Source organism: Dyella sp. SYSU CM1112, assembly GCF_058216415.1.
This window is the reverse complement of the sequence record NZ_JBZEGI010000009.1, coordinates 36,269-57,351: the sequence shown is the minus strand read 5'-3', so window position 1 is coordinate 57,351 and position 21,083 is coordinate 36,269. Positions and strand designations below refer to the sequence as shown.

General features: G+C 59.8%; 18 protein-coding genes. 9 read left to right on the top strand and 9 right to left on the bottom strand.

Annotated features, from left to right (window positions below; all coding sequences use genetic code 11):
- Positions 1–4: 4 nt before the first annotated feature.
- Genes AC4HNJ_RS13705 through AC4HNJ_RS13680 form a run of 6 tightly spaced genes read right to left on the bottom strand, consistent with a single transcriptional unit; the run spans position 5 to position 2,340 of the window.
- The gene (locus tag AC4HNJ_RS13705) at positions 5–352 is read right to left on the bottom strand and encodes an NADH-quinone oxidoreductase subunit K (protein WP_490480148.1); all 348 of its coding nucleotides are present in this window, start codon (positions 350–352) and stop codon (positions 5–7) included.
- Entirely contained in the window at positions 349–1,116 is a 768-nt protein-coding gene (locus AC4HNJ_RS13700) for an MnhB domain-containing protein (protein WP_490480147.1), read from the bottom strand. The genes AC4HNJ_RS13705 and AC4HNJ_RS13700 overlap by 4 nt, the downstream gene beginning before the upstream one ends.
- The gene (locus AC4HNJ_RS13695; protein WP_490480146.1) at positions 1,113–1,367 is read right to left on the bottom strand and encodes a Na(+)/H(+) antiporter subunit B; all 255 of its coding nucleotides are present in this window, start codon (positions 1,365–1,367) and stop codon (positions 1,113–1,115) included. The genes AC4HNJ_RS13700 and AC4HNJ_RS13695 overlap by 4 nt, the downstream gene beginning before the upstream one ends.
- On the bottom strand, positions 1,364–1,648 hold the full coding sequence (locus AC4HNJ_RS13690; protein WP_490480145.1) for a hypothetical protein: 285 nt from the start codon (positions 1,646–1,648) through the stop codon (positions 1,364–1,366). Before AC4HNJ_RS13690 ends, AC4HNJ_RS13695 begins: the two co-directional genes overlap by 4 nt.
- A complete protein-coding gene (locus AC4HNJ_RS13685; RefSeq protein ID WP_490480144.1) occupies positions 1,645–1,890 on the bottom strand; it encodes a monovalent cation/H+ antiporter complex subunit F in 246 nt (81 codons plus the stop codon). Before AC4HNJ_RS13685 ends, AC4HNJ_RS13690 begins: the two co-directional genes overlap by 4 nt.
- Positions 1,891–1,893: 3 nt before the next feature.
- Positions 1,894–2,340 carry a hypothetical protein gene (locus AC4HNJ_RS13680; RefSeq protein ID WP_490480143.1) on the bottom strand — a complete coding sequence of 149 codons (447 nt, stop codon included), beginning with the start codon at positions 2,338–2,340 and terminating at the stop codon, positions 1,894–1,896.
- Positions 2,341–2,931: 591 nt separating this feature from the next.
- Between AC4HNJ_RS13680 and AC4HNJ_RS13675 the strand changes: the two genes are divergently transcribed.
- The 3 genes from AC4HNJ_RS13675 (at position 2,932) to AC4HNJ_RS13665 (ending at position 7,360) form a co-directional block, all read left to right on the top strand.
- Positions 2,932–3,105 carry a DUF6229 family protein gene (locus AC4HNJ_RS13675; protein ID WP_490480142.1) on the top strand — a complete coding sequence of 58 codons (174 nt, stop codon included), beginning with the start codon at positions 2,932–2,934 and terminating at the stop codon, positions 3,103–3,105.
- Positions 3,106–3,420: 315 nt separating this feature from the next.
- A complete protein-coding gene (locus AC4HNJ_RS13670; RefSeq protein ID WP_490480141.1) occupies positions 3,421–6,432 on the top strand; it encodes a type 2 lanthipeptide synthetase LanM family protein in 3,012 nt (1,003 codons plus the stop codon).
- Positions 6,425–7,360, top strand: coding sequence for an SAM-dependent methyltransferase (locus tag AC4HNJ_RS13665; protein WP_490480140.1), 936 nt, complete (start codon positions 6,425–6,427; stop codon positions 7,358–7,360). The genes AC4HNJ_RS13670 and AC4HNJ_RS13665 overlap by 8 nt, the downstream gene beginning before the upstream one ends.
- A gap of 378 nt (positions 7,361–7,738) precedes the next feature.
- On the opposite strand, the gene AC4HNJ_RS13660 is transcribed toward AC4HNJ_RS13665, so the two are convergent.
- Positions 7,739–7,876: a hypothetical protein gene (locus AC4HNJ_RS13660; protein WP_490480139.1), complete on the bottom strand. Its 138-nt coding sequence runs from the start codon at positions 7,874–7,876 to the stop codon at positions 7,739–7,741.
- A gap of 205 nt (positions 7,877–8,081) precedes the next feature.
- Here AC4HNJ_RS13660 and AC4HNJ_RS13655 point away from each other — a divergent pair, with 205 nt between their 5' ends.
- The 4 genes from AC4HNJ_RS13655 to AC4HNJ_RS13640 all read left to right on the top strand — a co-directional run bounded on the left by AC4HNJ_RS13655 (position 8,082) and on the right by AC4HNJ_RS13640 (position 13,166).
- Positions 8,082–9,887, top strand: coding sequence for a thiamine pyrophosphate-requiring protein (locus AC4HNJ_RS13655; protein WP_490480138.1), 1,806 nt, complete (start codon positions 8,082–8,084; stop codon positions 9,885–9,887).
- 72 nt (positions 9,888–9,959) lie between these two features.
- Positions 9,960–10,886: a hypothetical protein gene (locus AC4HNJ_RS13650; protein ID WP_490480137.1), complete on the top strand. Its 927-nt coding sequence runs from the start codon at positions 9,960–9,962 to the stop codon at positions 10,884–10,886.
- A complete protein-coding gene (locus tag AC4HNJ_RS13645; RefSeq protein WP_490480136.1) occupies positions 10,883–11,533 on the top strand; it encodes a gluconate 2-dehydrogenase subunit 3 family protein in 651 nt (216 codons plus the stop codon). Before AC4HNJ_RS13650 ends, AC4HNJ_RS13645 begins: the two co-directional genes overlap by 4 nt.
- Positions 11,523–13,166, top strand: coding sequence for a GMC family oxidoreductase (locus tag AC4HNJ_RS13640; RefSeq protein WP_490480135.1), 1,644 nt, complete (start codon positions 11,523–11,525; stop codon positions 13,164–13,166). Before AC4HNJ_RS13645 ends, AC4HNJ_RS13640 begins: the two co-directional genes overlap by 11 nt.
- 206 nt (positions 13,167–13,372) lie before the next feature.
- On the opposite strand, the gene AC4HNJ_RS13635 is transcribed toward AC4HNJ_RS13640, so the two are convergent.
- Both AC4HNJ_RS13635 and AC4HNJ_RS13630 read right to left on the bottom strand, forming a co-directional pair.
- Entirely contained in the window at positions 13,373–14,233 is an 861-nt protein-coding gene (locus AC4HNJ_RS13635; RefSeq protein ID WP_490480134.1) for an alpha/beta fold hydrolase, read from the bottom strand.
- A gap of 96 nt (positions 14,234–14,329) precedes the next feature.
- On the bottom strand, positions 14,330–16,609 hold the full coding sequence (locus AC4HNJ_RS13630) for a mechanosensitive ion channel family protein (RefSeq protein WP_490480133.1): 2,280 nt from the start codon (positions 16,607–16,609) through the stop codon (positions 14,330–14,332).
- A 619-nt stretch (positions 16,610–17,228) separates the two neighbouring features.
- Between AC4HNJ_RS13630 and glgA the strand changes: the two genes are divergently transcribed.
- Both glgA and glgB read left to right on the top strand, forming a co-directional pair.
- Positions 17,229–18,773 (top strand): glycogen synthase GlgA, encoded by a 1,545-nt coding sequence (glgA, locus tag AC4HNJ_RS13625; RefSeq protein WP_490480132.1) that lies wholly within the window; start codon positions 17,229–17,231, stop codon positions 18,771–18,773.
- Between the two features lie 38 nt (positions 18,774–18,811).
- A complete protein-coding gene (glgB, locus tag AC4HNJ_RS13620) occupies positions 18,812–20,998 on the top strand; it encodes a 1,4-alpha-glucan branching protein GlgB (protein WP_490480274.1) in 2,187 nt (728 codons plus the stop codon).
- The last annotated feature ends 85 nt before the right edge of the window (positions 20,999–21,083 follow it).

Here is a 21,083-nt window from a genome sequence, read left to right as displayed (position 1 = left end):
CAATTCAAGGAATTGGCTCCAGTTCTTCCGGATCGAGCGTTTTACGCCGCTTGTGCAATTGCAAGGCCAAGGCCAGCAACAACGCTGTCACCGCAGCGCCAACCACCACGTCCGTCAGCACAAGCGCCTGCATGACCGGATCCACCGCCGGCGTTCCCGGCGGATGGTCATAAAAGATCGGCGGCCCGGCATGCCACACGAAACCGATCGCCAGCAGTAATACATACGTGCCCGACTGCACCACGGAAAGACAACCGATCAGATGCACGTAATGCCGGCTTGTCACGATGCCGTAAATACCGATGATCAAGAGCCACGCCGCAGCCAGCCAGGGCAACATGCCGAGGATCATGGTGGATCGTCCTCCTCCGGCTCGCGCGTTTCTTCCAGGAACTCGATCAGCGCATTGGCAAAGCCACCGGCAATCGCTATGCCCACAGCGACATTCATGAGAGGGATCAAGCCGCCACCGGTCAGCGATTTCGGTTCGCCTTGCGGTAATACGTTCTCAAGCAGGCCTGCACCAAGCGCCATGGGAAGCAAGCTCACGCCCACGCATGCGACAGCACCAAACGCTTCGGCAAGCTGCATCGCGATCGGCGGCATCGCCCGTCGCCAGGCGCGATACCCATCCCCGAGAAATAGCAGCAATACCGCAGAGGCAAACAGCGCACCTGCTTGAAAACCGCCACCCGGCGTCAGTTGTCCATGCGCCAGCACATAGACCGAAAATGCCGCCGTCGCCGGGAGCATCCAGCGGACGAGCAAGGCGATGGCTTCGCTGCGCGCCGGCAAACGACGCCCATCCGTATGAACAGGCTTGCCCGAGGCATTCTCGCCGCGACCACCCCGCAACAACACCGCCAACCCGGTCGTGGCAGCAACAAAAATAAATTCCTCACCCAGTGTATCCACGCCGCGCACATCGAAAATCACCGCCGTGACCACGTTTGTCGCCTGCCGCATCGAAGGCACGTGCGTATTGATGGCAGCCCCATAGGCAGGAAGCTTTTCGCCGAATCCAGGCATATGCAATGCCACCACGATGATCGCCGGCGCCATGACCACCAGCGATATCACGCAAAGCAGGCGACGAAGCAGCACTGCGGATATCATCGCGGAAGATTCCTTCGGCCACTGCTGCGAATATTGGCAAGCACCGCAAGAAACATCACGGGCACCAAGGCAGTGCCTACGGCAATTTCCGAATAAGCAACGTCAGGAGCTTCCAGCACCAGAAACAACACGGCCAGCATCAATCCATGGGCGCTGATCATCAGCACCTGTCTGCGCGGCCGGCGCGTTACGGCCACCAGCGTGCCGCTGAGCATCACCATTATCAGGCAGGCGGCAACGACAGCTTTCATGCCTCACCACCCTCCTTCGGCCGCATCAGTCGCCCCAACGCATGCGCCACGCCTATGCCGACCAGTGCATTCAACAGCCACAGGAACGCCACTTTCACCGTACCGATAGACGTCCCTGTTTGCACTATCGCCACCACCAACAACAAAGGAGACGTGGCGAGCGGCATGAAGCTCACTACATGCAGACGATCCATACCACGGGGGAGCCGCCACAGGGCCGCGGCAGAGACCCAGCAACACGTCACCAACAAGCCCAGTGCCAGTCCAGTCAGCACAGTCATAGCCAGCGCTCCATGAAGAACGCATAAGCCAGGGTCCCCGGCAATCCAAGCAGCGTAAGCGTCAACGCAAGATCGATGTATGAAGGCTGCTGCATCGCCCATGCCATCAACACAAAGATGATCGCCACCAGCGTACCGATGAACTGTATCGCCAGCGGCCGGGTATGCAACGGACCGCGTCGAGCTGCGACCAATCCAGCGAGCAACGGTGGAAACAATGCGAAGACTGCTAGCCAATACATCGCTTACTCCGGCCGAATGGTGCGATTCACGCGATGAACCCGCAAGGCTTCGTGGTGTGCCTCGGTAACGTACGCCAGTGGCCCGAACGACGTCGTCAGTATCGCCAGCGCACGCCGTTTCGGAATGACATGCACATCCCTATCGCGAACCAGCACAGGCGCAGGTTCCATCCGCAACCGGCCAAAACGACGACGCCATAACGCTGCCGTGACATGCCAGCCACCTTCAGGTACATCGCCTAGCGCGCCTTTCACCGCTAAGCCCAGGACGCGCGCACCATCTGGCCGGCCGGCAAAGCGAAATGCGGAATGCCTAATCAGTCGGGCATGCCACAGCACGGCAAAACACCCTGCCAGCAAGGCAATCACGATTTCCGGCGCCGACACACTCCCCGCGAAAAGCAGGCAGACACCGCCAAACACCAGAATCTCCAGCCCTAAGCGCCACATCTTCACGCTCCGCTGAGGTTATCGGCATTCTTCCATGCGGGCTGTGCATGAAATGCGTACATGATGAGCTTGTGCGGACGTGACGCCTCCGCGACGCAAACTGCACAGCCCATCCACAGCCTGCTTCCACGCCATTTACTGGGGCACACCATTCACCGACGCCGCATCGCAGGACATTTCCGGCGCCGTGCCGTATCCGAAAACACGCACGGAGTGCATCGATACGTGTTTCGATCCTGCATGAATGGAAAGCGCGGGGGACCGAATGCTTACCTTCCTCGGTTGCACGCTTTGAGCCAAAGCAGCGTGCCTGCCTCTGATGCAGTCACGACCCAGCCAAAATGATAACGAAGCAAGCGCGCCGATCATCGGCCGGAGTGGCGCGACGCGCGCAGTACAGGCGAGCAGTGTGAGCAACAACCATACGCATGAATGTCATTCACCCTTGGCTTTGTCTCAATTCGAAGTGACAGTGCTGTATTTCCTTTCCGAATGGCTTATATCTGTCCAGGGGTAACGAAGCGCGTCCATGAAGAGATGGATTGGCACTTTTATCCTGCAAACCGACAACCCCATACAAGGAGACGAGTGATGGAAACGACTTATGCCAAGCAGTTGCGCACGGTGGCTGATGAGAGCAACCCGGCAGGCCCGTTATTCATGAGCGGCAAATTTGCCGAGGAGGAAATGACACGTACTCGCATGATTGATACGTCCATGAGTAGCTGCACCCTTTGCAGTAATAACAGGGTTGCGTGTGGCTGAAATACAGCACCGATAACGTCCGACGCACTGGTGCGGACACACATCACGGGGCGGCGCATCTCCGCCCCGGCTCCACCTGAAAAGTGGACTTATCGTTCGCTCTCAAGCATGGACGCCCATTGAAATATTTCGGAACGGGAATGTCTTGCGTCAAGCCAGGCTGACGGCAGCTTAATGGATCGACTCGCTTCGCACTCGACGCCATATCGCATCGTTCCTCATAAGGCTCGGCATCCGCATGGGAGTTTTCTGGACCCATGATGCCGGTTTTTCATGGCATCCCATCGCGATGAACTTAATGTCGACCAAAAAATCATGACTATCGCTAATGACGTACCGTTTTCTAGATCGCTGCAAGGACTGCTGTCGCCAGCAGAAAACCTGCTAAGGCATCCGCTACGTCAAGTTGCAGGACTTGAGGAAAAAGAACACGAACTGATCTTCAACGCCGTAAACGATAGTTTGCTATTCACCTTGCATGGCCGCTTGGCACGCATTTTATTGGTGGAGCTTCATGCGGCGCGCGCGAATGGTATTCTTGTTGGTAAAACCAGCGAACAACGCTGGGCACATTTCATCGATCTTTCCTCCACGCCTGGGTTCTGGAAGACGCTGCAACAGCATTATCCGAGCCTGCTTCCCCGTGTTCACTGCATCGTGCGCAACCGTTGCGCCGCTGCCCTTGAATTTGCACGGCACTGGGTTGCCGACCGTGCAAGCCTAGGTCCGCTTTGCGGAGATAGTGCGGGCGCATTACAAGCCCTGGGCTTCGACGCGGGCGACAGTCACAAGCAGGGACGGACCGTGGTCATCGTCACGTGCGAAGGGGGCAAGCTTGTCTACAAGCCGCGCCCGGTAGACGTCGATATCGCATTGGCGAATTTCCTTCATCGACTTTCCGAAGTACACCAGGAAATCATAACGGCCAAGGTGCCCTGCGCACTGGCGCGCGGTGAGCACGGTTGGACGGCGTTCGTCGAACACCGACATACGGCGAGTGATAACGAACTGCAATGCTTCTACCGGGGCATTGGCCAATGGCTCGGCATACTACGCCTGCTAGGCGGCACGGATATGCATGCGCAGAACTTGATTGCCCATGGTCCCTGTCCCGTCATCGTCGACTGCGAGACCTTGTTCACGCCCAAGCTTCCCCCCGCAGCTTCCGGTTATGGATTGGCGGTGGACAAGGCGGGTGACTGGGTCTCAGGTACCGTGCTTGGCACGGGCATGTTGCCGGGCCGTGGCGCGGCACTCGGCTGGCGCGGCATCGACATTTCATCGATCGGCGCCCTTCCTGAGCAGCAACCCATGATGCAGCAACCCGTGATTTTGCAGGTAGGCACCGACGAAGCACGATTGGGCATGACCATGATCCCTGTGCAGGTATCGCAGAATCACCCCAGCCCACAGCCAGCGCTGACCCACTATTGGCCGCATGTGCTGGATGCGTTCGATCACATCAATCTCACTTTGCGTAAGCTGGATAGCTCGGGCGCATTGCGCAGCGAACTGGATGGCTTTGCAGGATGCCAGATTCGCGTGGTAACGCGCCCCACCGAAACCTATGCCGAATTGGCGCGCATGCTGTGGCACCCCACTTCCCTGCATAACGAAAACGATGCTACCGAGCGAGCGTGCGACCTGCTCTCGCGCATGGCCGACAACACCGCCATCGCGCCGGGAGACATCACGGTCATCAACGCCGAGATCGCCGATCTCAAGGAAGGCGACATTCCCTTTTTTTCCACGACTGTGGCGCAAGGTCAGTTGGAAGGTCCGCGCGCCACGCACTGGCTGCCCCCAGCAAATCTCATAGACGCCACGCTGGATCACTGGCGCAACGCCGATCTGCAGAAGGAGCGGAGCATTATCCATGCCGCGCTGGTCGGCGCTTATATCAACGATGGCGGCATGCCCGAACATCGATCCCTATGGCCGTCGCAACCGCGAGTGGACGACCTGGACTTCCGTAGGCGTGCACAGCTCAGCGCCATCATGCGCGACTTTCTACGGCATGCTGTTCATGGCGAAGATGGCACGGTGACGTGGGTCGCGCCAAGTTTTGATCCAGCCACGGGATGGTCAGTGCGTCCGCTTGCGCAGGACCTTTACAGCGGCTTATCCGGAGTGGGCGTGCTGGTAGCCGCCTACCAGCACGAGGCGCGTGCCGGCCGCGCGAATGCGATTGAAGAACTGGACGCATTGCAAGATGCCATTCTGCGCACGCTGATCATGGCCGAAGCACGGCATGAGCAACTGCGCGCCGATCGCATCACGATCCGTCCCCTGCCCCCGGGCGGATATGCAGGTCTTGGCAGTCTGATCTGGACATGGCTCACACTGGATACGTTGGCCGAACTTCAGGGCGAGGGCCTGGAGCGCGCCCGTGCACTAGTGCCACTGATTCCGGAAGCTGCCGCTGCAAGCGAAAGTGCGGATGTGCTTTATGGTCTGGCTGGCGCCATTCCGCCCTTGCTCGAGTTGGCAGAGCGTCATGCCGATCCCTTCGTTCTGGAGACAGCCAAAGCATTGGGCGACCAACTGCACGCGAGTGCAGTCTGGAAAGACGATCGTGCCTACTGGCCAGAAGACGCTTGGCCCAATGGACTTGGCGGCTTCTCGCACGGAGCGACCGGCGTCGGCTGGGCCTTGACCAAGCTGGCGCGCGCTAGCGGTGAACAGCGTTATCAGAAACTCGCCGATGCTGCCTTCGCCTTCGAAGAAAGCCTGTTCGACACGCATGCCCGTAATTGGCTGGACCTTCGCACCGACGCTGGCAGCAAAACCGCCACGGCATGGTGCCACGGCGCAGTTGGCATCGGTCTCGCACACTTGGATCTCGAGCCTTTCATGCCGCCGACATCAACACACATTCAATTGAGTAGGGCCGTCAAGGCAACTTGGCGCAACGGCCTGGGGATGGATCATTGCGCCTGCCATGGCGATGCTTCGGCCTGGGAGTTACTGGATGCAGCCATTGCCCGTGGCCTGGGGCCGACCGGCCTCTGCAGAGAAACGTTGCTGGCGCAGTGGTTAACGGGTCTAGAGCAGCATGGTCTCCGGTGCGGCATGACAGCCGACGCATTCATGCCTGGCCTGATGACGGGCGTTGGCGGCATCGCCTATCAGTTGCTGCGGGCACATCCACAGAGCGACCTGCCTTCGGCGCTTGTACTTGGTGATCAACGGTCTGCGCGTCAAAAAATGACTGATATCCCTCTCCCACAAATGGCTTTGCATGGCCGCGACAAGGCGCTGAATTTTTCTTCAAGCTCCTCCCGCGGCGTCTTCGCGAACAAATCCATAGGTACTTGCCATGACTGATGCAAATCGGCTGATCTCCCATGGCGTCGCCGCCAAGGCCGCCACTTCCCACGAGCAAACGTTGAAAGCCGTCAAGGCAAGACTGCGCGCCGGCGGCGATATGCCGGAAGGCTCTCTTGATGAGCAGCTCTCTCTGGCCGATGCATTGTCCACCTTCGAGTTGGGGCGATTTCTGCTCGCCCATCGCGGACTCGACGCCTATTGGACGCATCGCATCGTTACCTACGTGCCTGGATCGCTGCAGAAAGAAAAAACCTCTCCGCTGGAACATGTGCTGTTCGAGCGCCTTCCCGCCGTACTGGCCACGCGTGAACGGTTCGCCATTTTTCGTCGCGAGCTACAAGCCATGCTCAAGCCAGGCATGGTTCTGGCCTCCGTGCCCTGCGGATGGATGGGAGATCTGTTGTCGTTGGATTATTCCGCTGTTCCAGGAGTGTCGCTGATCGGCCTTGACCTCGATCCGCAGGCACTGACGGGTGCTCACGCCCTGGCAAAAAAACAGGATTTCTCCGGGCACCTGTCATTGCGACAGGTCGACGCTTGGAATATGCACCTTTACGCTCAGGCGGATGTGCTGACGAGCAATGGCCTCAACATCTATGAACCGGACGAGGCACGCGTGACCGCTCTGTATCGCCAATTCTTCGACGCCTTGAAGCCCGGCGGATGGCTTGTCACGAGCTTTCTCACCCCTCCACCAAGTTTGTCGGCACAGTCCCCCTGGGAGATGAGCGCGATATCATCCGACATACTCGCGCTCCAGCACATGCTCTTCGCACGGGTGATCGATGCAAGATGGAGTGCGTTCCGTACACATGCGGAAACTCTTGCGCAACTGGAGTCGGTGGGGTTTACGCATATTCGCTTCATCAATGATCGCGCATGTATGTTCCCTACGGTTGTTGCGCATAAGCCCGCGCTGGATTGACGACCTGCTGTCGGAACGCGCTTAAGGGCGCTGCTATACATTGCACAGCCGGCAAGGCGCCCAAGGCGAGGGACTTCACCAAGCAGCGCGCACGCAACCATCAGGGCGAGCCCGGCAAAGTCCACCGTTTGAAGAACCGCAACAAGTCGAAAATCCGGGTACCGCTCGAGCATGTATTTAACGACGTCGCCACTATCGTCGGCGCACGCCATTTCGCAATGACTTGCCTGGGCCATCCGCAGCCTGCCCAAACGACGACGCCATAACGGCTGCTGCGACATGCCAGCCATCTTCAGGCGTATCGCCTAGCGCGCTTCTCACCGCCAGCCGGGGACGCGCACATCGTCCGACCGGCAAAACGAAACGCGGAATGCCGAATCAGTCAAGCGTGCCACAGCACGGCAAACACCTTGCCAGCACGGCAACTACGATTTCCGCCGCCAGCACACTTCCTGCGAAAAGCAGGCAGACACCGCCCGACACCAGCATCTCCAGCGCTGAGCGCCACGTCTTCACGCCTTGCTGAGGTTATCGGCACTCTTTCATGCGGGCTGCGCATGAGATACGTACAGATGAATTTGTGCGGACGTGACGCCTCCGCCACGAAAACTGCACAGCCCATCCACAGCCCGCTCCCTACGTTCCATGTATCCCTTCGCAAGCGCTGCCTGCGCCCGTCGAATCCACGCCAGCAGCCTCCACCACGCCGGAGTTCGAGCCCATGAGCAAACCAACCGTAGGCGATTTCCTGGTCGAACGACTGCACGAATGGGGCATACGACGCATCTACGGTTATCCGGGCGATGGCATCAATGGCGTCTTCGGCGCGCTCAATCGCGCCAAGGGAAAAATCCAATTCATCCAGACGCGGCACGAAGAAATGGCAGCGTTCATGGCGTCGGCGCATGCCAAGTTCACGGGCGAACTCGGCGTATGCATCGCCACCTCAGGACCTGGCGCCGCGCATCTGATCACCGGGCTTTACGACGCGCGACTGGATCACATGCCCGTGCTGGCTATCACCGGCCAGCAAGCACGCACCGCGCTCGGCGGCCACTATCAACAGGAAGTGGATCTGGTTGCCCTGTTCAAGGACGTGGCCGGTTCCTTCGTGCAGCAAGCGAGCGTACCGGCACAGATACGGCATCTCACCGATCGCGCTGTGCGTACCGCACTGGGAGAACATGCCGTAAGCGTGATGGTGTTGCCCAATGATCTGCAGGATCTTCCCTATGAACCACCTGCACGCAAGCACGGCACCGTGCATTCGGGCATCGGCTACCACAAGCCTAAAACGGTGCCCTACGATGAAGATCTCCGGCGCGCAGCGGAGGTGCTCAATGCCGGTAAAAGAATCGCCATCCTGGTCGGCGCAGGCGCCTTGCACGCCACCGATGAAGTGATCGCCGTAGCCGACAAGCTTGGCGCTGGTGCGGCCAAGGCCTTGCTCGGCAAAGGCGCCTTGCCGGATGACCTTCCATGGGTAACAGGTTCGATCGGTCTGCTCGGCACCGAACCCAGCTACCACCTGATGACCGAATGCGACACCTTGTTGATGATCGGTTCGGGTTTCCCCTATTCCGAATTCTTGCCGAAAGAAGGCCACGCGCGCGGCGTGCAGATCGATATCAAAGCCGACATGCTCAGCCTGCGCTACCCCATGGAAGTCAATCTTGTCGGTGATAGCGCGGAAACACTCCGTGCCCTGCTGCCGCTGCTGCAAAACAAAGAAAATCGCAGCTGGCGCGATGACATCGAACACTGGATGACGGACTGGTGGGAAAAACTCGAATCCCGCGCCATGGCCAAAGCCGAAAACGGCGTGAATCCGCAACGTACCGTATGGGAGCTATCGCACCGCATTCCCGCCAACGCCATCGTAACCAGTGATTCCGGCTCGGTCGCCAACTGGTATGCGCGCGACTTGAAAGTACAACGCGGCATGCTGTGTTCGCTTTCCGGTGGCCTGGCGTCAATGGGCGCGGCGGTGCCTTATGCCATTGCCGCCAAGTTTGCTTATCCGCAACGCCCGGTGATCGCACTGGTCGGTGATGGCGCCATGCAGATGAACAACATGGCCGAACTGATTACCGTCGCCAAATACTGGAAGGAATGGGCTAACCCATGCTGGATCTGCATGGTGTTGAACAACGCGGACCTCAACCAGGTCACCTGGGAGCAACGCGTGATGGAAGGCGATCCAAAGTTCGAAGCCTCGCAGGAGATTCCATCCGTGGCGTATCACCGGTTCGCGGAATTGATCGGTCTGCGCGGCATCTATGTGGACGAACCCGAACGCCTCGGCGCCGCCTGGGACGAGGCATTGAGATCGGATCGCCCGGTGGTGATCGAAGTGAAGGCCGATCCCGAAGTTCCACCGTTGCCCCCGCACATCACGCTGGCGCAGGCGAAAGCCTTTACATCCACCCTGATGACCGGCGATCCCGAACAGGGGCACATGGTGCGCGATACCGCGCGACAGGTGCTGAGTGCGGTGCTGCCCGGACACAAGGACAAAGAAAAATAGAGGCCGGTCGATCGGCATGAAGCTTCTCACCATCGGGAAAAAGATGATCCAGGCAGGCACCGAATCACCGTCATGACAACCCAACGCTATCGATGGGCAGGCATCGCTTGCACGCTGGCCGGTGTCGCCACGGCAGTGGCCATTGCTCAACGCACATCCCGCCCGCGGCGGCGCAAGCCTGCGCCACAAATGCATATCGAAACCTCGCGAGCCTTCAACCGCAGTTCCGCCTTGCTCGCCTGTTCCGTGCTTACCGATAGCGCGATGGAACATTACCGGGGCGCGTTCTCCAACCTGGCCATGTACGTGCCACCTGTCGTCGCAACGTTTTCACTGGGCGCCGGACTGCACGGTGGCGTCGACCGTCACGCGCGTACGCACACACTCCGCCACGCCATTTACTGGGGCGCCACACTCAGCGGCGTCGCAGGAACAGGTTTTCATCTCTACAACATCATGAAGCGTCCCGGCGGCTGGAGCTGGCAAAACCTGTTCTATGCAGCGCCGCTTGGCGCACCCATGGCCTTATTACTTTCGGGTGCCCTGGGCGCCGCAGCGGAACGCCTGCGCAACCAGCCAACCCGCGCACCGCGCTTGCTCGGCATGCCGGCCGGCAGAGCGCTCGGCCTGCTTAGCGGCATCGGTTTGGCAGGCACTACCGCCGAAGCAGCATTGCTGCATTTCCGCGGCTCCTTCCAGCACAAAGCGATGTATGCGCCCGTCAGCATCCCGCCCACAGCATCCGCGTTGCTCATACACGCATCACTTACCAAGCCACAGCCCCGCTGGTTGGCGCGCGCGGTGTTGCGGCTGACATGGCTGCTCGGCTGGGTAGGCACTGCCTTGCATATCCGGGGCGTAGCGCGTCATCACGGTGGCTGGCGCAATTGGAGCCAGAACCTGTTCAACGGTCCGCCGTTACCGGCACCGCCAAGCTTCACCGCACTGGCGCTGGCCGGCCTTGCCGCACTGCGACTGAGAGAAAGGGAACGACGATGAACATACCTCCCTCGCGTTATCCCGGTTACGACGTATTGCGTAAACGCCACACTCCATCGTGGGACGCTATCACGCGCTCAGTTATCGAAAAACGCCTCGCCACGCCATCCGACCCGCGCTTTCTCGACGCCGTGCGATGGCGCGCCCTCGACGCGTTATGTGCATGCATCATTCCGCAAGCGGCAGACCGACCGCGCGTGCCGCTGGCGGGGATGATTGATACGCGCCTGCATGCGAATGCGGGAGACGGCTTTCGCCTGGCTCGCTTGCCGCCGTTGCGGGAAGCATGGCAGATCGGGCTCACCGCACTCGACACAGAAAGCAAGAGCCGTCACGAATTGCCCTTCGCCAGCATCGCGCATGATGCACAACATGCTCTGCTGAAAGCTATGCAGCACGGCGAACTTGCCAATGATCCTTGGCAAGGCATGGATCCACAGCTGTTCTTCAGCCAACGCATCCTGCCCGACATCTGCGGTGCGTATTACTCGCATCCCTACGCATGGAACGCGATCGGCTTCGGCGGTCCCGCCAATCCCCGTGGCTACGTGCGCATGTATGACAATCGCCGCGATCCGTGGGAAGCGGTGGAAGCCAAGCCCGGCAAAGCACACAAAGCGCGGCAGGAAAACAGCCGTGTCCGCTGACCCCCAACACGAACCGCGCGGGAAACATGGCCGCGCGCCCGACGTATTCCGCCTCGGCGGCTGGGTGCCAATGCGCGAATACCCGCAAGACGAAGCCGTCGATTTTGTCATCGTCGGAACGGGCGCAGGGGGCGCCACCCTCGCCTGCCGCCTCGCTGAAAAAGGCTTCAGCGTCGTTGCCTTCGACGCCGGTGCATGGTGGCGCCCGCTGGAAGAATTCGCCTCTGACGAAGCGCACCAGAAAAAATTATTCTGGACCGATGAACGCTTGTGCGACGGTGAAGATCCGGTCAGGCTCGGCAACAATAACAGCGGCAAGGCAGTGGGCGGCAGCATGGTGCACTTCGCCATGGTCTCGCTACGCTTCCGTCCGGAATGGTTCAAGTCGCGCACGGTGCTTGGCTATGGCGCAGACTGGCCGCTGGATTGGCGCGAGATGTGGCACTACTACGCCATCGTCGAAGACGCCCTGAAAATCTCCGGCCCTATCAACTATCCATGGGGTCCTCCGCGTGGACGCTATCCCTACCGCGCACATGAATTGAATGCTGCCGCACTCGTGCTCGCACGCGGCGCTGAAGCGATGGGCATCAAATGGACGCCGACGCCCCTGGCCACAATCTCTGCTCCACGCGGCTTGGCGCATCCATGTGTATACCGTGGCTTCTGCGTTTCCGGTTGCGCCACCAATGCCAAGCAAAGCACCTTGAACACCTGGATTCCCCGCGCCTTGAACGCTGGCGCGGAGATACGCGATCTGGCAATGGTCGGGCGGATCGTCGTAAACGACGCGGGCCTCTGCACCGGTGTGGAATATTTCCGCGAAGGATGCTGGCAATTCCAGCGCGCCAAACACGTCATCGTCGCCGGCTATGCCATCGAAACACCACGCCTGCTCTTGCTCTCGGCAAACGGCCGTTTTCCTGATGGACTGGCAAACAGTTCCGGCCTGGTCGGCAAAAACTTCATGGTGCAATCCAACCAGGCCGTGTGGGGACGGATGGACGAAGAAATCCGCGCCTACAAAGGGCCACCTTCTCTCGCCATCACCGAACACTGGAATTACACCGATAAAGGCAAGGATTTCTTTGGCGGTTATTGCTACATGAGCCAAGGCCCTCTGCCGATTGTATGGTCCGCGGCCGAAGCCCGCCGCGGCTTGTGGGGCGAGGCATTGCTACAGGAAATGCAGCACTACAACCACCAGGCCGGCCTGAAAATCGTCGGCGAAACGCTGCCGCAGGAACGCAATCGCGTCACGCTCGCGGATGAAAAAGACTCATACGGCCTGCCCATCGCGCGCGTCACGCATTCCTACTGCGACAACGACCGCCGCCTGATCGAACACTCCCTCCACTTCATGAGCCAGGCCCTGGCCGCCGCCGGCGCCAAGGATATCTGGCGCGAAACCGACGACACCTGCCACCTCCATGGCACTGCGCGCATGGGTGACGACCCACGCACCAGCGTCGTCAATGCAGACTGCCGCAGTTGGGATATTCCCAATCTGTGGATATGCGACGGATCGGTGTTTCCCACTGTGGGCGGCGTCAATCCATCGCTGACGATTCAGGCGATAGCATGCAGAACGGCAGACCGGATCGGCGTATTGGCTGCGCGTGGCGAATTGTGATGCTGGATGTTTCCGCTACTACTCCCTCTCCACACCGGAGAGAGAGATGGTTTTTGCGCTGCGCTGCAGGTAGTCGTTGGAGGCAACCTTGCCTGCAGCGTTTGCAGTCGCAGGCGTTTGCACAGCGGCTGCATGGGACGGAACGAAGGCCGCAGGCAATCCATCAGTCTGCGGCTCTGCCGCACACACAACCACGTAGCGACAAATCAAAACACCTGGGGCGGTAACGTCTGCGAGGGCGGCGTATGCACCAGCCCCAGCAAATCCTCACTCAACATCGAAGCATGCGTCGCAAACAATCCATGCGATGCTCCCTCATACGACCTGAAAATGCATCCGGGAAGAAGATCTGCCGTCCGCCGGCCATTCGCTGTAAACGGCGCAATGCGATCTTCGGTGCCGTGAATCACCAGCGAAGGCAAATTGATCGCCGCTGCCATGTCACTCACGAAATCCGTCTCTGCGAAAGCGCGCACGCATGCCAGCATGGCGATGCGTGAAGCCGGTATGGCCAGGGACTTGATCCAGTCCAGCATTTCGGAATTCGCGCTCTTCCCGTCGAGTAATTGCTCCACGAACTGATCGATATAAGCGAAGCGATCCGCACGTATGCGTGTGCAAATGTCCTCAAACCTTGCCTCGTCCGCGCCGTCCGGGTTGTCTTTGCTCCTGGCCATGGAGGGTGTCACGCTGCTCACCAGCGCGATGCGGGTCGCGCGCTGACCCAGATGGCGGCTCATATAACGCACGACCTCGCCGGCGCCGAATGAATAGCCGACCAGGGTGACGTCATGCAAATCGAGTGCATCCAACAGGCTTTTCAAGTCGTCGGCGAATCGATTGAAATTGTAGCCGTCCACAGGCTTGGATGATTTACCGAAGCCGCGGCGGTCATAGCAAATGACGCGGCATCCTCCGCTGGCCAAGGCAAATACCTGCTCTTCCCACATCGTGTGGTCGAACGGCCAGCCATGCAGCAGTACGACCGCCGGCCCATAACCGATGTCTTCGTAAAACAGCTCGATCGGCCGACCCAGGCTATCCGTCTCTACCTGCAACATGCTCATGGGACTCTCCTATCTACCAAAGGGAAGCTAGCGTTGGAGCAATGAAGGCGATGTCACCGTCGTCACTTCCTCATCACCGTGCCTTGCGCCAGCGCTTCACTGCGCGGATGTCTTGGGCGCGACGGCAAGATCGCCGCGCGGGAACAGGTAAGCCGCTTGCGGATTGGCGAGTTCGATGCCGGCTTCGCGGAAGCGGAGCACAATGCGGCGATTCAGTTCGCGCTGCACACCCCAGCGACCGGCATCGATGCACTGTATGCGTCCCACGATAACGACTTTGGAACCATCCATCGCATCCACGCCCCATATCTCCATATCCTTGAGAATCAACGGTTGGAACGCGGGATCGCCGCGCAGCTCGTCATTGATCTTTTTCAGCTCGTCCATCGCACGACCGACATCGGCCCCGTCGGCGATATGAACTTCCATGGATGCATTGCCAAGACCGCGGTTGGTGTTGTTGACGGTCGTGACAGAACTGAAGGGGATGGTGTACAGCGAGCCATCGCCACCGCGCAATCGCACCGTGCGTACAGAAAGGTACTCAACCGTTCCTGACACACCTGCCACGGTCACCCAGTCACCTACCTGCATGGCGTTTTCCATCAACAGGAAAATGCCGGTAATGAAATCCTGGACCAGTTTCTGCGAGCCGAATCCCAGGGCCACGCCAACGATGCTGGCGCTTGCAAGCAGCGGCGTCGTATTGATGCCGATCTCGTTCAAGGCGGTCAGCCCCACTACCAGCACCACGGCAATCAACAGCATGGTGCGCATCATCGGCAGCAACGTGCGCAGACGCGCCGCTCGCATCAGGTCACCGTGATCGGTCCACTGCGCAATCCGGCGCTCAATGCTGAAACTGGCAGCCTCCCAGATGGAAATCGCTATGGCCGTGGCCACCCATATCGTCAATGCGGCGGACGTAAGGCTTTTGCCCATAGTGCCATGCGTAAACCACGCTATCGCATCCAGCCCCCACGCCTGCAGCAAGGCAATGATCGTCAACACCGTTATAAAAAAGGAAACCAGGCCATTGATGACGGGGTAATAGCGTTTTACGAGTCGGCTGCGTGCCTCACTGGTCGCCCCAGCGGTGCCTTCATGCGGATGAAAGGCGCGACCCAGCGCACCTTGAACGAGAATGGTGACGATTCTGGCCGCAATTAAAATTCCGGCCGAGACACCGATGAAATGAAGCAGCTTGGGGAATCCATCTTCCACCCCGAGCGCCCATACCACCCATACCCCCATCACGAACACGATGGCAAACAACGCCCACACGCGTGCCAGCCAGTTTCGTGCCGTGGCCACTGCACCCTGTCTGCCGGGAGCAGCGGCAATCGCCCGCGCAACGGGACGCCTCAATTGCAAGATCAGTATGACTGCAGCGATATGCACGCATAGCGAAACCAGCTTGATAAACGCCATGCGGCTGGCATGGCCTCCGCCCAAGGCCAGCAAGGTATCGCCCAGTGCAATGCCGAACGCCGCGATGATCACCATACAGCGTACCCAGAAGAGCAGAGTCCGCGTGGTCTGGCGGCTGACCTTTAGCACACATAGCCCCGGCCCGTCGGGCGACACCAGCAGGCGCAATATGGCCATGGTGATGCGTACGGACAAATAGGCATTGATAAAACTGCTTGCGACATCATGCACACGTACATCGCTGCCTTCCATTTCTCGCAACACCAAACCCGCGAATACGAAAAAAATCATCAGCGGCAGCAAATTGAGGAACAAGGCACCGGCTGCGAACAACAAATGATGCAAGGTATTCACATACCGGGCCGGCTTGGCGTGCTGGTGCTCATCGCGCGGCGCATGGCGATCTTCCGCCGTATGCGCGGCAGCTTGATCCTGGGCGCCGCCTGCCGTGTTCTGTGCGCCGACTCGCACAGGCTCGACGCGATCCACCCCATGCTCATGCGTCTGCACGAGCGCCACGTCGCCTGCGGCCGGTTGCACGCCCGCCGCAGCCTTCGTCGCGTCGGCATCCTGTTTTTCGGAGCGTTCCTCCGCCTCATGCTCTCGTTGCGCGACGCCGTCATCGTGAGCCTGGCGAGCTCGGTCGCGGGACTCGACGGCGTTGGCCTTCGCGACCAGCACACGCAATGGACGCCTCAACGCCAGATGCGCGAGCCACTCCAGCACCAGGCCGGTAGCGAAGACGGCAATCAAGGTCGTGCCCGTCACCACCAGCACGTGTTGATCGATGACATCGGCAATGTGGCCGCCGGAACGTTCGAATAATTTCCACAAGCCAAGCAGCGAGTGTCTTGCTTGGTTGAATTGTGTTCCCAGTCCGTCGAGCCATTGGCCGATTTGGCGCAAGCTGCGCTCGATCAATCCATTGGCCTGCAAGGGAACCATCGGGGACGCCTTCGCTGCAGGTTTGGCTGCCGACACCGCGACGCTGCTGGAGGTCCTCGATGTCGAACCGGCAGATGGCGGCGCCCCCTTGCCAGCCGCCTGCACTGCGTGCGAGGTCTGTACACACGGGGATTCTGCCGCAGCGCTCGACGTGGATGCACTTGCAGGCACCACTGGACGATCAGCAAAAGCGACCGGCGTGAAGACCACGCACGTGCACAGCAGAAGGCCAATGACGATCGCCTTGAAAATCTCTTTGCACTGTTTCCTTGCGAGAAAGCGTGCTTCGTTCACTGCAATCCGTTGTATCGCCACGCTACCGGCGCCGCGCGCTAGGCATTCAGCGCACCGGTGGCCATACCTCCGAGAAAAAATGATCGCTCAACCGTGCACCGTCCACTGTAAAGGTTGCGTGCATGGAAAGTTGCGAAAGCTTTACCAAACCACAGCAAAGTGGAAATAACGATGACGCCGCCACCGCCGTTCGTCTCGCGATCTTCACTTTGTCACATCGTCTGATGTACGCGAGTTTGATCTGCAGAGCCCTAACCTCAAGCATAACGACCCGCACTTTGCCGGCGAATCCTCGCCCTGCGGGAACTCTATCGAGAGCGACTGGATGACTATCGCAAAACCCCTGCACAGGACCTATCCCCCCTCACGGGCGCAAAAACGCGTCACGGCACCAAGCGCGCACAGACGAAGGGCCGATCTTCCGCCGCCCGGCGCCCGTGGCGAACGCGGCGGAAAAGTATTGTTCGTCACCACGGAAATGACCGATTTCGTGAAAGCAGGCGGACTGGGTGATGTCTCGGCTGCGTTGCCTCGCGCGCTGGCGAAGACGCATGACGTGCGCGTGCTGTTGCCCGGTTATCCGCATGTCGTGGGAGCCGGTGCCGGCATGCGCATGATCGGCAGGATCCGCAGCTATCACAAACTGCCAGCCTGCGAGATCGGCGAAATCCGCACCAAGGATGGATTACCGGTGCTCGTGCTCTGCAATGCAAAGCTCTATGAGCGCGAAGGTTCACCCTATACGGATGCGCGTGGCTACGAATGGCCCGATAACGACATCCGCTTCGCGACGCTTTCCCATGCTGCCGCGGAAATCGCCCGGCAGCACGCACACATGCCGTGGCGCCCCGATCTCCTGCATCTGAACGATTGGCCATGCGCCCTGGCAGCCCATTATCTCGACGCAGGAAACGATGCCGTTCCAACTATCTTGACCATTCACAACCTGGCTTATCAAGGCGTGTTTCCGGCAAGCGCCGCAGACGATATCGGCATGTCGCGCAGGCGCATCGAACACGATCATCGCGGCCGCATCTCGTTTCTGCACGAAGGCATCGCTAAAGCTGACCATCTCTCGACGGTCAGTGAGAGCTACGCAAAACAAATTACCGAACCTGCTTACGGTTGCGGCCTGGATACATTGCTGCGCAAACGCTCCATGGAGGGTTGCCTGACTGGTATCGTGAATGGCATCGACGCCAGCTGGGATGCAGAACGTGATCTTTCGCTGCGAGCGCCCTTCACCATTGGTGCCTGGGACCGGCGTGCGATGAACACGCAGTATTTGCGCGAGGAACTAAGCTTACGCCAGCAGAATGGTCCGCTATTCGCCGTCATCTCGCGCATGGTGCAACAAAAAGGTGTCGACCTGATCTGCGAAGCGGCACCGCAAATCATCGCGGCCGGTGGGCAGCTCGCGCTGATCGGTCGCGGCGATCCGTCGATCGAACGCACGATCATGCGGCTCGCACGACGTTTTCCAGGACGTGTTGCGGCTCACATCGGTTTCGAAGATGGGCTGGCGCGACGCATGTTTGCCGGTGCCGACTTCCTGCTGATGCCGTCGCGCTATGAACCTTGCGGGCTTAGCCAGATGTACGCACAAGCGTATGGCTGCCTGCCGATTGCGCATGCAACCGGCGGCTTGCAAGACACCATCGAAGATGGCGTCACCGGCTTGCTGTTCCGCCATGTTTCCGTATCCGATCTGCGCAGCTGCCTGCAGCGCGCCTTCCGTATTTATGCCGAACCACAGTTGCTCAATGCCATGCGTGGTGCGGCCATGCTGGAGAAACACGAATGGGATGGACCCGGCCGGCAATATGCTGCCCTGTATCACCGCATGCTCCTGCAACAGGCGGCAGCGTGAGGACTGACACAGGTGTCACTGCGGCGCCGCCGCGCCGCATGGACGTTATGCCCGAAGAAGTTCTGCACGCGCTCGACCAGGGCCGCTGCGGCGAACCTTTCGCTTGGCTGGGTCCGCATCGGCATGGCGATCAATGGTATGTGGCCGCCGTGGCTCACGGCGCCCTCGCCCTCGAGATCGTGCTGCTTCCCGACGGCGATGCGCTGCCCGCACACCAACTGGCCGAAGGTGTTTTCGCCGCCAACCTTCCCGCCAGGCCGGACCATTACCGCCTGCGCATTCACTGGCCCCACGGCAAGGAAGTGATCTGCGATCCCTATGCCTTCGAAGCGTTGCTTACCGAAGGCACTTTGTGCGCCTTTCATGCCGGAGAGCTGAGCCATCCCGGCGATCTGCTGGGTGCGCATGCCGTGCATATCCGCGACGTCGCCGGCGTGCACTTTTCGGTATGGGCGCCTAACGCCCTGCGGGTTGCCGTGGTCGGCGATTTCAATCAGTGGGACGGACGCCGCCACGTGATGCGTCGGCACGATCGCGAAGGGTTGTGGGAAATCTTCATTCCCGGCGTCAACAGCGGTGCCCTGTACAAGTTCGAGCTGCTCGATCGCGATGGCCATCTTCTGCCGCTGAAGGCAGATCCCTTTGCCAGGCAAACCGAATTACCGCCCGCCACCGCATCCGTCGTTGCAACACCGCTGTCGATTACATGGCACGATGCCTCATGGATGGCACACCGCGCGTCGATGGATTACGAACGCGCGCCGCTGTCCATCTATGAAGTTCATGCCGGTTCCTGGCAATGGGATGAACACGGCAAGCCGCTCGATTGGGATGCGCTCGCGACACGACTGATTCCCTACGTGCAAGCACAGGGCTTCACGCATATCGAATTGTTGCCGGTCAGCGAATATCCCTTCGGCGGCTCCTGGGGATATCAGCCTATTGCGATGTACGCTCCCACCGCGCGCATGGGCAGCCCGGAGGCTTTCGCGCGTTTCGTCGACTCGTGCCATGTCGCAGGCATCGGCGTCATCATCGACTGGGTCAGCGCGCACTTTCCTTCCGACGAACACGGGCTGCGCGACTTTGACGGCACCAAGTTGTACGAACACAGTGACCCGCGTGAAGGCGTGCATCAAGACTGGGACACGCTGATCTACAACTATGGCCGCTACGAAGTGCGCGCGTTTCTGCTCGGCAGCGCAATGCATTGGGTCCGCCATTACCACGTCGACGGGCTGCGCGTGGACGCCGTTGCGAGCATGCTCTACCGCGATTACAGCCGTCCCGAGGGCGAGTGGATTCCGAACAAACATGGTGGCCGCGAAAATCTTGAAGCCATCGCATTCCTGCAGGAACTGAACGAGACCATCGCGCGCGAACAGAGCGGCGTACTCGTCATCGCGGAGGAATCCACCGCGTGGCCCGGGGTAACGCGCAGCGTGCCTCACGGCGGATTGGGTTTCAGCTACAAATGGAACATGGGCTGGATGCACGACAGCCTCGGCTACATGCATCGCAATCCGCTGTATCGGCGCTATCACCACCATGACCTGACCTTCGGCATGGTGTATGCGTATTCAGAAAAATTCGTACTGCCGCTGTCGCATGACGAAGTCGTGCATGGAAAAGGCTCACTGATTTCGCGCATGCCCGGCGATCACTGGCAGCAGTTCGCCAACCTGCGAGCGTATTTCGGTTTCATGTGGACGCATCCGGGCAAGAAACTGCTCTTCATGGGCGGCGAGTTTGCGCAACATCGCGAGTGGCATCACGACCGTCCGCTGGACTGGTACCTGCTAGACAACCCCATGCATCGTGGCATGCAACAGCTGGTGAGCGATCTCAATCGTCTGCTGATCCATGAACCTGCCTTGCATCGCTGCGACCATGAGCCGGAAGGCTTTCAATGGGTAGTCGGCGACGACACCGATAGCTCGGTCTACGCCTACGTGCGCTACGGTGGCGAGAACGTGGCGCCACTCCTGGTGGTGTGCAACTTCACGCCAGAAGTGCGCCGCAATTACCGCATCGGCATTCCCGAAGGCGGCCTTTGGCGAGAGCTTTGCAACACTGACAGCATGCACTACGGCGGTTCCAATCTCGGCAATGGCGGCCAGGTCCACGCGGATGCGCTCGGATGCCGAGGGCAGCCCTGGTCATTGAATCTGCTGCTGCCGCCGCTGGCCGCGCTGATCCTCCGGCCGGAGAGGAGCGAAGCGTGAAGGTCTGGATCGCTAGTCCGGTTCGCAACACTACCTGGCAGGAGCGTTCCCTGCCCCCGCTTGACGGGGAAGAACTACGGCAAGG